The sequence below is a fragment of the Candidatus Acidulodesulfobacterium ferriphilum genome (assembly GCA_004195035.1).
Taxonomy (GTDB): Bacteria; SZUA-79; SZUA-79; order Acidulodesulfobacterales; family Acidulodesulfobacteraceae; genus Acidulodesulfobacterium; species Acidulodesulfobacterium ferriphilum.
The window spans coordinates 1-11,924 of sequence record SGBD01000005.1 but is presented as its reverse complement, the minus strand read 5'-3'; the positions used below and the strand labels follow the sequence as shown (position 1 = coordinate 11,924).

The 11,924-nt window shown below is 37.1% G+C and carries 12 protein-coding genes and 1 rRNA gene; 12 read left to right on the top strand and 1 reads right to left on the bottom strand.

Annotated elements, in window-relative coordinates:
- Window positions 1–10 precede the first annotated feature (10 nt).
- Window positions 11–898 (bottom strand): diguanylate cyclase, encoded by an 888-nt coding sequence (locus EVJ47_08195; GenBank protein RZD13901.1) that lies wholly within the window; start codon window positions 896–898, stop codon window positions 11–13.
- Window positions 899–1,051: 153 nt separating this feature from the next.
- Between EVJ47_08195 and EVJ47_08190 the strand changes: the two genes are divergently transcribed.
- From EVJ47_08190 to EVJ47_08135, 12 genes are all read left to right on the top strand, one after another.
- Window positions 1,052–2,377 carry a 4Fe-4S dicluster domain-containing protein gene (locus EVJ47_08190; protein RZD13900.1) on the top strand — a complete coding sequence of 442 codons (1,326 nt, stop codon included), beginning with the start codon at window positions 1,052–1,054 and terminating at the stop codon, window positions 2,375–2,377.
- Between the two features lie 24 nt (window positions 2,378–2,401).
- Window positions 2,402–2,629 carry a hypothetical protein gene (locus EVJ47_08185; protein RZD13899.1) on the top strand — a complete coding sequence of 76 codons (228 nt, stop codon included), beginning with the start codon at window positions 2,402–2,404 and terminating at the stop codon, window positions 2,627–2,629.
- A gap of 2 nt (window positions 2,630–2,631) precedes the next feature.
- On the top strand, window positions 2,632–3,765 hold the full coding sequence (locus EVJ47_08180; protein ID RZD13898.1) for a hypothetical protein: 1,134 nt from the start codon (window positions 2,632–2,634) through the stop codon (window positions 3,763–3,765).
- Window positions 3,762–5,282, top strand: coding sequence for an FMN-binding glutamate synthase family protein (locus EVJ47_08175; GenBank protein RZD13897.1), 1,521 nt, complete (start codon window positions 3,762–3,764; stop codon window positions 5,280–5,282). Before EVJ47_08180 ends, EVJ47_08175 begins: the two co-directional genes overlap by 4 nt.
- Window positions 5,283–5,363: 81 nt before the next feature.
- Window positions 5,364–6,101, top strand: a complete 738-nt coding sequence (locus tag EVJ47_08170; protein RZD13896.1) for a hypothetical protein — start codon at window positions 5,364–5,366, stop codon at window positions 6,099–6,101.
- Between the two features lie 67 nt (window positions 6,102–6,168).
- The gene (locus EVJ47_08165; protein RZD13895.1) at window positions 6,169–6,393 is read left to right on the top strand and encodes a hypothetical protein; all 225 of its coding nucleotides are present in this window, start codon (window positions 6,169–6,171) and stop codon (window positions 6,391–6,393) included.
- Window positions 6,390–6,731: a cell division protein ZapA gene (locus tag EVJ47_08160; GenBank protein ID RZD13894.1), complete on the top strand. Its 342-nt coding sequence runs from the start codon at window positions 6,390–6,392 to the stop codon at window positions 6,729–6,731. Before EVJ47_08165 ends, EVJ47_08160 begins: the two co-directional genes overlap by 4 nt.
- A gap of 322 nt (window positions 6,732–7,053) precedes the next feature.
- Entirely contained in the window at window positions 7,054–7,626 is a 573-nt protein-coding gene (locus EVJ47_08155; protein RZD13893.1) for a 5-formyltetrahydrofolate cyclo-ligase, read from the top strand.
- Window positions 7,627–7,683: 57 nt separating this feature from the next.
- The gene (gene rny / locus EVJ47_08150; protein ID RZD13983.1) at window positions 7,684–9,222 is read left to right on the top strand and encodes a ribonuclease Y; all 1,539 of its coding nucleotides are present in this window, start codon (window positions 7,684–7,686) and stop codon (window positions 9,220–9,222) included.
- Window positions 9,212–10,012, top strand: a complete 801-nt coding sequence (locus EVJ47_08145) for a TIGR00282 family metallophosphoesterase (GenBank protein RZD13892.1) — start codon at window positions 9,212–9,214, stop codon at window positions 10,010–10,012. Before rny ends, EVJ47_08145 begins: the two co-directional genes overlap by 11 nt.
- Window positions 10,013–10,030: 18 nt before the next feature.
- Complete coding sequence (locus tag EVJ47_08140; GenBank protein ID RZD13891.1) at window positions 10,031–11,347, top strand: tyrosine--tRNA ligase; 1,317 nt, start codon at window positions 10,031–10,033, stop codon at window positions 11,345–11,347.
- Between the two features lie 140 nt (window positions 11,348–11,487).
- A 16S ribosomal RNA gene (locus tag EVJ47_08135) occupies window positions 11,488–11,924 on the top strand; the annotation flags it as partial.

Sequence of the window (11,924 nt, the reverse complement as noted above, 5' to 3'; positions counted from 1 at the left end):
GGGGTTAAGTTTATTTGTAAAATTTGTTATTTTGCTGGTTTATCCTCGCTTCTTCTATTAAAAGCTCATAATTTTTATAATGCTTTTTTAAGTCGAATTCCGAAATTCCGAAAATTAAAATCGGTTTAATACTGCTTTGAAATTTTATTACCTCATCAAGCTCTTTTTGTAATTTCTTAAACTTGTTATTCGCGCTTTCATAGTTTGTGTGAGGCAATATGCAAATAAAGCTATTAAAATCGATTCTAAAAATAGTATCGGTTTTTCTAAATTTCTGCTTGAAAAAAATACCGAAAAATTTGAGCAGCTGATTTAATTTATCTTTTCCAAACGATTGGCCGAAAAAAACCAGATTTTCAAAGAAAAATACCGCAAGGGTGAGAGGGAATCCATATCTTGTAACCCTTTCTACTTCCATTGAAAGCATTTCTTTAAATTGATTTTTTAAAAATAAACCCGTTATATCGTCATAAACCTTATTTTCCGAATTATTTTTAATATTTAGTACATATTTAACAAGCGAAGTAAAATCATAAAAAATAAACATCGTGCCGTAAAACAGGCCGAATTTATTTAGAAGGGTTTTGCTTTCGATATGAAAAAATTTTTCTTCCATCTCTCCGTCGGTAGTTTTTAATCTTATTATTTTTTCAATCGATACGAGTCCCAGCCCATTAACCTGCGCTATGTCTTCGGGCAATTTTTCATCGTATAAGGCAAATATTTCCTGATCCGATAATTTTGATAGATTTTTCGCAAGCTCGTTCATATACAATATTTCCCCTTTTACTCCTTTAACGGCAACCGGCTTGTTAAAAGATGAAAAGGTTTTTACATAATCTATATCGTTTAATGAATCGTCAGGCTGGATTTGTTTAAAAATATCCATAGATTCCATAGATTAAGTATCATTTTTGAAATTGAATTTTTTCTTAATATATTTTATACTATTACTAATAATAATTAAAAGAAAAAATTATCGAAATTTTTAAATTTTATTTAAATAAAAAAATAATTAATTAAATTAAAAAATATAAATAGATAAAAATATATGAATAAAGAGAGCGCTTTTTTTTGGGGCTGCACGATACAGGCAAAGTTTCCCTTTATGGAAAAGGCTACCCGTTTAGTGCTGGATAAATTAAATATAAAATATCGGGATATCGATTCTTTTACCTGCTGCCCGGAAAAATCTTTGGTAAAAAATATCGACGAAACACTCTTTGATTTAACCGGCGTTAGAAATATTGCGCTTGCCGAAAATGAAAATGTCGATATAATGTCGGTTTGCACGGGATGCTATTCAAACCTCAAGCAAATCAAGGCAAAGGTCGTTTCAAATCTTCCGTACCAAAAAAAATTAAACGAAACCCTCGGGCATATCGGACTTAATTTTTCGGGAAGCTCTTCCATTTACCATTTTATCGAATATCTCCATGACGAGGTTGGATTAGATAAAATTAAAGCAAATGTAAAGTATCCGCTAAAGGGCATTAACATCGCAATACATTACGGCTGTCATTTAGTAAGGCCGTCCCATGCAATCGGATTTGATTCCCCCTTTGACCCTTTTAAATACGATAGTATTCTTAAGGCGCTCGGAGCTAATGTTATAAATTATAAAAACAAAATGATGTGCTGCGGGCAGGCGCTCGACAGGGTTGACGAGCACGATAAGGCTCTTGATATGGCCAGAATAAAGTTAGATTCGATTAAAGAAGTTAATCCCGATTTAATTACGACAGTTTGTCCTTCTTGTTTTACGCAGTTCGATACAAACCAGTTTATGCTTTTAAAAGAGGGAACCGCTTATCAAATTCCTGTTATCACACTGGAAGAGCTTATGTGTTTGGCTTTTGGCATAGAAGGAACCGAAGAACTTATAGGACAGCATAAAATTAAGGCTGTAAAATTCCTTGATAAATTTGACGGAACAAAGGCCTTAACGGATTACTCGATAATGTTCGAGAAAGATTCATTAGTTAGATGTTATAATTGCCAGGCTTGCAGGAATGATTGCCCTATGAGCCTTTCTTTCGAATCTTACGACCCTCCTTTGATTATTAAAATGATTCTGGATAACGATGTTGAGAGGGCGGTATCTTCAAAAATAGTCTGGGAATGTCTTGAATGCCACACATGTTCCGAACTGTGTCCGCAAAATTATAGCTGGGAGACGGTTCTTACAACGCTTAAAAATCTTGCGATAAAAAATGACGCCTCCCCTCAAAAGGTTAAAAAGGCTGAGGACATTTTCTTTAAAACTTTAAGGCTGGGGGATCCGCAGGAAGGAATTAGAAAGAAATTAGGTCTTCCTCCTGTAAAAAAGGTTGTGGCTGCCGATTTTAAAAAACTTATAGATGAAAATCTGTTATAAAATATTTGTTAAAAAATTACTTATATGTTAATATTTAATATGTTTGTCGTTCCGAAGGAAGCAGGAAAGTTTCAAAGCAAACGAAGTTCAGCGAAGCTCAACTTCACGAGTGTCGTCAGACACATATTTTCGCCCGCACGATTGTTTTTGCATGTCGAAAACGCGGGCGAAGATGGCGAAGCGGTAATCCATTATAAATATTTAGACCTGTTTAATAAAAACAATTTTATATACAAAAGGCTGAGGGATTAAAAGTGTTAAAGTTAAAAAATAAATTTAGCGTTGAAAGAGATATTTCAGGATGCGGGTTATGCGGCATAATAAATGCAAAAAAGGTTAAAACCACCGGCAGTGACATTAAAAAGGCTATCTCCGTTGAACATGACAGGGGCAACGGTTTAGGCGGCGGTTTTGCCGTTTACGGCAACTACCATGATTACGCCGAATTGTACGCGTTCCATATAATGTATGATAATTTATCCGCAAAGGATAATGTCGAAGAATACCTTAAAAATAATTTTATTATCGAGAAAGAGGAGTCTATACCAACATCAAAAACTTCTAAGATTAAGGAACATCCATATTTACACCGTTATTTTATGAAACCGAAGTCCGATAGACAGGATAAATTATTTCATGATCTCGGAGACGATGATTTTGTTGTCCAAAGCGTTATGTCCATTAATGAAAAATATGACGGGGCTTATGTTTTTTCAAGCGGAAAAAATATGGGGGCGTTTAAGGGTGTAGGATATCCCGAGGATATTGCCGATTTTTATAAGTTAGACGAGGTTGAAGGCTATATGTGGACGGCCCATAACCGTTTTCCTACTAATACCCCGGGTTGGTGGGGCGGCGCGCACCCGTTTACATTACTCGATTGGTCTATTGTGCATAATGGCGAGATATCGTCTTACGGTATTAACAAAAGGTATCTTGAGATGTATAAATATAATCTTTCGCTAAAAACCGATACAGAGGTTATAACATATATTTTCGATCTTTTGGTTAGAAAACATGGACTTCCAATTGAATTAGCCGCCCTTGTGCTGGCGGCGCCTTTTTATCAAAATATCGATAAAATGGATAACGAAAAGAAAGAATTGTTAACCACGCTCAGGCAAATATACGGCAGCGCCCTTTTAAACGGCCCGTTTGCTATCGTATTCGGTTATTCTGGAGGCATGGTCGCAATGAATGACAGGATTAAACTTAGGCCGTTAGTTGCAGCGACAATGGGAGATTTTACCTATGTGGCATCCGAAGAAGCCGCTATTAGAGCAATTTGCCCTTCCCCTGATTTAGTATGGTCTCCAAAGGCGGGAGAACCAGTTATAGTTAAGTTCGAAGAGTTAGTGGCTCAAAAAGGAGGGTTAATCGGCTTATGACAAAATCCTCCTTCTCTAACATACAATCCGAATATCTGGCGCTAATAGACCACACAAAATGTGTAAGATGCAAAAGATGCATCCAAAACTGCGGGTGGGGGACATATAGCTTCGGCGGCGATAAAATTCTGTCCGACCATGCTAAATGCGTAGCTTGCGGCAGGTGCTACACATATTGTCCCGAAAGCGCCATTTCGATTGTTAAAAATCCCACCGTTATCAGGGAGAACGGCAATTGGAAGGAGAATCACATTAAAAGCATCTGGAAACAATCCGAAACGGGTGGAATTGTTATTTCAGGAATGGGGACGACCTTTAAATATAAAAAATATTTTGACCATATACTTTTAGATGCATGCCAGGTTACCAATCCTTCCATCGATCCATTGCGCGAACCCATGGAACTTAAGACTTACCTTGGCAAAAAGCCGTCCAAAATCGAGCTTGATTTTAATGAAGAGGGCGAACCGATTTTAAAAACGAAGATGCCCCCTCAAATTGAATTGCAGACGCCTTTTGTTTTTGGCGCAATGTCTTACGGCTCTATTTCATTAAACGCTCAAAAAGCCATGGCTTTGGCCGCCAGGGCTTTGGGGATAGTTATGAATACGGGCGAGGGCGGACTTCATGACGATCTTGTCCCGTTCGGCAAAAACATCATTGTTCAGGTTGCTTCGGGAAGATTCGGCGTTCACAGGGATTATTTAAACAGTGGTATTGCCGTTGAAATAAAAATAGGACAGGGCGCTAAACCCGGCATAGGGGGTCATTTGCCCGGCGAAAAAATAGGATTAGATATATCCAGAACGAGAATGATTCCTATAGGAACGGATGCAATTTCACCCGCGCCCCATCATGATATTTACTCTATCGAAGACTTAAGGCAGCTTATTTTTGCCATAAAGGAGGCTACAAATTATGAGAAGCCGGTTTCCGTCAAGGTTGCCGCCGTTCATAATATTGCCGCTATTGTTAGCGGAATAGTCAGAGCCGGGGCAGATATAGTATATATCGACGGATATACCGGCGGTACAGGAGCGGCGCCAAATATAATAAAAGACCATGTAGGGATTCCTATCGAGCTTGCTCTTGCCCAGGTTGATGAAAGACTCAGGGAAGAAGGGATTAGAAATGAGGCTTCCCTTATTGCAGCGGGGAGTATCAGGTCGAGCGCAGATGCCGTAAAAGCGATTGCCCTTGGGGCGGATGCCGTTGCAATCGGAACTGCCGCCCTTATTGTTATGGGCTGCCATGTATGCGGAAAGTGTAATACAGGCAATTGCAGCTGGGGAATAACCACTCAAAGGCCGGAGCTTGTCAGAAGATTAGACCCTGAAGTTTACGGGGAAAGGTTATATAATCTCATTTCTGCATGGAGCCATGAAATTCAGGAGGTGCTGGGAGCCATGGGTGTTAATTCCATCGAAAGTTTAAGAGGTTCGAGAGAAAGATTGAGAGGCGTCGAATTAACCGATGCCGAGCTTAAAGTATTAGGTATCAAACATGCGGGGCTATAATAGTGTTAAACCCGTGTTTACCACATATAAAATATCTAAAATATCAAATTGGCTAAAAGATAAAGGAGATTAAGCGGCAACATGATAACGATAGATGCAAATGGGATGTATTATAGAGACCTTAACAGATTAATAAGGGAAGGGATTGAAAGAGGAGTTAAAAAATTTTTCCTGGAAAATGTTAACGGGCAATATTACATTGGAGACGGCATCAAAGGCGACGATATAATTATTAACATAAACGGCGTTCCGGGCAATGATTTAGGAGTTTTTATGGACGGTCCCACTATAGCCGTAAACGGCAATGCGCAGGATAATGTCGGCAATACTATGAATGCCGGGAAAATTTCAATAAAAGGCGATGCGGGAGATGTGGTCGGGTACGGTATGAGAGGCGGCAGGATTTATATTTTGGGAAATGCCGGATATCGGGTCGGGATACATATGAAGGGTTATAATGAGCAGTTGCCTGTTATAATAATAGGCGGAAAGGTGGGGAGTTTTTTTGCGGAATACATGGCTGGAGGAGTTATTGTCTTGCTGGGGCTGAACGATGCGGACGATACCGCCGGCGATTATTTTGCGGCAGGAATGCATGGAGGGGTTATATATTTACGAAAAAAAATAGATTTCTCAAAATATTCGAAAGAAGTTGAACTATATGAAGCAGATGATAACGATATGGCTTTTTTAAAAAAATATTTATTGGAATATGCGGATGATTTTAATATTTCTTTTGAAGACATTACGGGCAAGCCTTTTTATAAAATTGTCCCTTCAAGCGCCAGACCGTATGCCCATCTTTATACATCGGCATAATTTATCGCTAAACTTTTTAAAATAATTTTTTAAACTTATGAATGAATTATTTGCGGGGTCTCAAAAAATGGATATCGATAATCTTAATATAATCGAAGAAAAGGTTATTTTAATTAAAGAATTATTTGAAAAAATAAAAATTGAACGGGATAAACTTTTAATGGAGGTTAAAGCTAAAGATGATGAGATTAACGAATTGAAGAATAAAATTACCCAAAATGAAATGGAAAATGATATAATAATAAAAAAGATTGACGGTATAATGGTAAATTTGGAATCGATACAATTATGAGGGAGAACGAGACGAAAGTCCAGCGGGATGCAGGTTCGGCGGAGATAGCCTCACTTCAGGGCAGCTCATTTGTGGAGCTTATAATAATGAATCACAAGTTTGTTATAAATAGCGATAAAGATAAAAAATATTTAGAGCAATTAGCAGCCTATGTGAATGCTAAAGCAGATCAGATTATAAAACGGACAAAATCCGTTGATTCCTTTAATGTAGCTGTTCTAACTGCGCTTAATATAGCTGACGATTATATATCCAGCAAAACGGAAGTTAATAGTGAAAGCAAAAGAGTTTTAGAAAAAATTAACAATATATATAATCATATAAATCGCTCTCTTTAGAACTGATTATAGGCTTATGCCCTGCAGTGTTCGATGTCAGGTTTTTAAAATTGACCCAACAGTTAGATAGAATGGGATTGTCACTGCTTTTTGATATAGAAACATAGGCAACTGTGATTCCTAATTCATTTAGCATATGATTGCCACCTATTTTGAAATAGGTCTAATTTTAAAGCCGCTTCGGCACATGCGGGGTTCTGTTTGTCATGCCGCCCTATCCATTTTATTCCCTTAAAAATTTATTTAAATTTCACGCAATAATCCGTTCAGTTATTCAGTTATAATATTGCTTTTATCTAAATAAATGACGATACGATAATAGATGATGATTGAAAAGAATATCGCAAGAAAAAGGATGATTGAAAGGCGCAATAAATTAAGCGAGGATGAAATTAAATATTTCAGCCTGAATATTGCCGCCAATGCTTATTCTTTTATAAAAGATAATTTTTTTAAAAATGCGGCAATTTATATGAGTGTAAAAAATGAGGTAAGAATAGAATATATTATTAAATTAGATATATCCAAAAGTATTAATTTTTACCTTCCTCAGTATTCCAGGGGGAATTATATGTGTTTTAATAAATTTGAAAATATTAATTCGATGAAAACAGACGATTACGGCATCTTATGCCCAAAGGGCGGGTGTATTATCGATATAAAGGAGATAGATGTTTTTTTCGTACCGGGAGTTGCATTCGATATATCTGGAAACAGGGCAGGTTATGGAAAAGGGTGTTACGATAAAGCTCTCAATCAAGCAAAAGATTCTCTGTTTGTGGGTGTTTGTTATGGTTTCCAACTAATTTCGGATGACGAATTAGAATTTGACGGCAACGATATAAAGATGCATTACATGCTTACGGAGAACGGTTTTGTTAAAGCAAATAATTAAATAATGATTTTATTATATTAAGGAGATACAATAATGTTAAATGGTTTTGTTATAGGAATGATAATTGGTTTTTCTCTTTTATTCTTTATTGCGGGGTTTATCGTTAAATATACTATCGATAAAATTTCGTTAAAAAATGCTATATCAAAGGCGGATTCAATTATAAAGGAAGCCGAAAAAAAGGCGGAAGAGATTAAAAAGGATTTGCTTTTAAGCGTTAAATCCGAAACTATCAGGTCAAAAGAAATTGCGGAAGAAGAAATAAGGATTCAAAAACAAGAATTAAATCAAATGGAAAAAAGATTATCGATTAAAGAAGATAATCTTGAAAAAAGGATAACATTAATCGAAAGAAAAGAAAGCGATTTTTTAAGAAGGGAAAGGGGTTTAATCCAATCCGAAAAAACAATAGTCGAGAAAGAAAAAAAAATAGAAGAAGCATTAAAAGAAAGGGTTTACGAACTAGAAAAGATATCGGGGATGACCGTCTCGGAGGCTAAAAATTCCCTCATAAATTCAATCGTCGAAGAGGCCAAACATGAAGCGGCAAAATCTATTAAAAAAATAGAGGATGAAACAAAAGAGTCCGCCGATAAAAAAGCTAAAGAAATTATAGCATTAGCTATACAAAGATACGCGGGTGATTATGTCGCAGAAAAATCTATATCATCGGTTCAACTTCCAAGCGATGACATGAAAGGCAGGATAATCGGAAGAGAAGGCAGAAATATAAGGGCATTGGAAGCGGCTACCGGCGTCGATTTTATAATCGATGAAACCCCCGAGGCTGTTATCTTATCGTCTTTTAACCCTGTTAAAAGAGAAATTGCAAGGCTTTCGCTCGAAAGATTAATAACGGACGGCAGAATTCATCCTGCCCGAATAGAAGAAGTGGTTAGCAAAGTCGAAGAGGAACTCAGCCTTGCAATGAAGGAAGCCGGCGAGCAGGCTACTTTCGATGTCGGCGTTCACGGTATCCATCCCGAAATTCTCAAACTTTTAGGGAGGTTAAAGTATAGAACAAGTTATTCGCAAAATGTGTATAATCATTCTATAGAGGTTGCTTTCTTATGCGGGATAATGGCAGCGGAGCTCAACATTAATGTTAAGCAGGCAAAAAGGGCGGGTCTTTTACACGATATAGGAAAAGCGGTTGATCATGAGATTGAAGGATCGCACGCGGTTATCGGAGCAGAACTTGCTAAAAAATTTGGCGAATCTCCCAGAGTGGTGCATGCTATCGCCGCTCATCATTATGATGAAGAACCAAACAGCGTGTTAGCTGTTTTAGTATCTGCCGCCGATGCATTAAGCGCCGCAAGGCCAGGCGCAAGAAAAGAGATGTTTGAAACTTATGTAAAAAGGCTTGAGGATCTTGAATCGATTGCCGGTTCATTTAACGGCGTTGCCAAAAGTTATGTTATTCAAGCAGGAAGAGAGATTAGGGCTATCGTTCAAAGTCAGAAAATATCGGATGACGATTCTATTATGCTATCTAAAGATATTGCTAAAAAGATAGAATCCTCGCTTCAATATCCGGGGCAGATTAAGGTTACCGTTATCAGAGAGACGAGGGCAACGGAATTTGCAAGATAATGATATTAAAATTCTTTTTATAGGCGATATCATAGGGAAACCGGGAAGACTGGCGGTTAAAGGACTCCTGAGCAATTTGGTTTCTAAATACGAACCGGAGTTTATTATAGCGAACGGGGAAAATGCGGCGCATGGAATGGGAATAACACCAGATGTTGCCGATTTTATATTAAGTTTAGGCATCGATGTTATCACCTCGGGTAATCATATTTGGGATCAAAAATCTATAATTCCCTATATAGCGGGGCAGCATAAACTTTTAAGGCCGGCAAACTATTCCCCTTTAGTTCCAGGGTTTGGTTACGGCATATTTAATTCCAGATTTGAAAGAAAAATAGGGGTTGTAAATTTAGAAGGAAGAGTTTTTATGAAGGGGCTTACAGAATCGCCGTTTACGGTTGCAAAGGATGTGATCGAAAAAATTTCAGGCCATTCAGACGCTATAATTATAGATTTTCATGCCGAAGCAACATCCGAAAAGGAAGCCCTCGCATTGTATTTAGACGGCGAGGTATCGGCTTTAGTCGGGACACATACACATGTTCAAACAAATGACAATATGATTTTGCCAAAAGGCACCGCTTATATAACGGATGTCGGCATGGTAGGTTCCAAATATTCGGTTGTCGGGACCAATAAAGATATCGCAATCAAAAAATACTTAACCGGAATGCCTGAAAAATTTATTCCCGAAGAAAATAATATAGTTTTAAACGCCGTGCAGGTAATAGTTGACAAAAAAACCAAATTGAGTAAAAATATTCAAAAAATTTATATCGATAAAAATTAGGTTAATTATTAAACGTATATGAATAGCATTAGCGTAAAACATGAAATAGAAAGCCAAATTCAAAACCAGATCGATGCTATAAAAAGAGGTTGCGTCGAGTTGATAAAAGAAGATGAGCTTTATGAAAAACTATTGTATTCAACGGTGCACAATTTACCATTAAAAATAAAAGCGGGTTTTGATCCTACAGCCCCCGATATACATTTAGGGCATACTGTTTTGTTAAACAAATTAAGGACTTTTCAAGAATACGGGCATCAAGTGTTTTTCATAATAGGTGATTTTACGGCTATGATCGGCGATCCTACAGGGAAATCCGAAACAAGAAAACCGCTATCCGGAGAAGATGTCCTGAAGAATTCCAAGGATTATAGAAATCAGGCCTTTAAGATACTGAAGCCCGAAAAAACAACAATTCTTTTTAACAGCTGGTGGTTATCCAATATAAAATTAGATGAATTTATTAAAATATCCTCAAATTATACGGTAAGAAGAATGCTTGAAAAGGATGATTTTGAAAAAAGGCTTAGCGACAATAGTCCGATATCGATACACGAGTTTATTTATCCGTTGCTTCAGGGGTTCGATTCATTATTTCTTAAATCGGATATCGAGATTGGAGGAAATGATCAAAAATTCAATCTTATTGTCGGCAGAGAATTAATGAAGAGCTTTAATGTGAATCCTCAAGTTATTATGACCATGCCTTTGCTTGAAGGTCTTGACGGTAAAAATAAAATGAGCAAATCACTTGGAAACCAGATAGGGGTATCCGATGAGCCAAACGAGATGTTTGGCAAAATTATGTCGATATCCGATGAAATGATGATTAAGTATTATGAACTTTTAAGTTCTATATGTAATGCAGAATTAAATATTCTAAAAAAGGAAATAAATGAGGGCATGAATCCAATACTCGCCAAAAAGAAACTTGCATTAGAAATCGTAAGAACATATCATGGCCAATCTTTGGCCGAAAAGGCTTCGAAATATTTTGAAGAAAAATTTCAAAAAAGAATAAATCCCGATGAGATAAATACAATAGAGCTTAATCGCGAATATATCGAAAAGTATGTAGAAATTCTACCGCAAGGCGTTAATTTAAATCTAATATCTTTACTGACTCATATCGGCGTCATCGAATCTAATAGCGAGGCAAAAAGACTTATTAAACAGGGAGCCGTTAAAATAGATTTAGAATATAATAATAACGCAACCCCTATCAGGTTAGATTCGAATTATGCCTTGATGCCTTTAAACACTAAAGAATTTATAATAAAAATAGGCAAGAAAAAAATATATAAAATAAAATTAAATTCTTTAAAAAAAGCTTGACAAGAGTTTTATATTTTAATATACTGTTCAAACACTTCAAGTTAAGGTATTAAAAAAGCCTGCTATAGAAGATTGGTCTTTGAGAACTAAACAGCACGCATTAAAAAATAAGTTAATTTCGATACAATTTTATTGTTATAGAGAGTTTGATTCTGGCTCAGAACAAACGCTGGCGGCGTGCCTAACACATGCAAGTCGAACGTGAAAGTCCCGCAAGGGATAAGTAAAGTGGCGAACGGGTGAGTAATACATAGGTAATCTACTTATAAGTTTGGAATAACAATTCGAAAGGATTGCTAATACCGAATAATATACTTTATCATATGGTAAAGTATCAAAGGTGGCCTCTTCACAATGCTATCACTTATAAATGAGCCTATGGACCATTAGTTAGTTGGCAGGGTAATAGCCTACCAAGACAAAGATGGTTAGCTGGTCTGAGAGGATGACCAGCCACACTGGAACTGAAACACGGTCCAGACTCCTACGGGAGGCAGCAGTGGGGAATATTGCGCAATGGGGGAAACCCTGACGCAGCAACGCCGTGTGAGCGATGAAGGCCTTCGGGTTGTAAAGC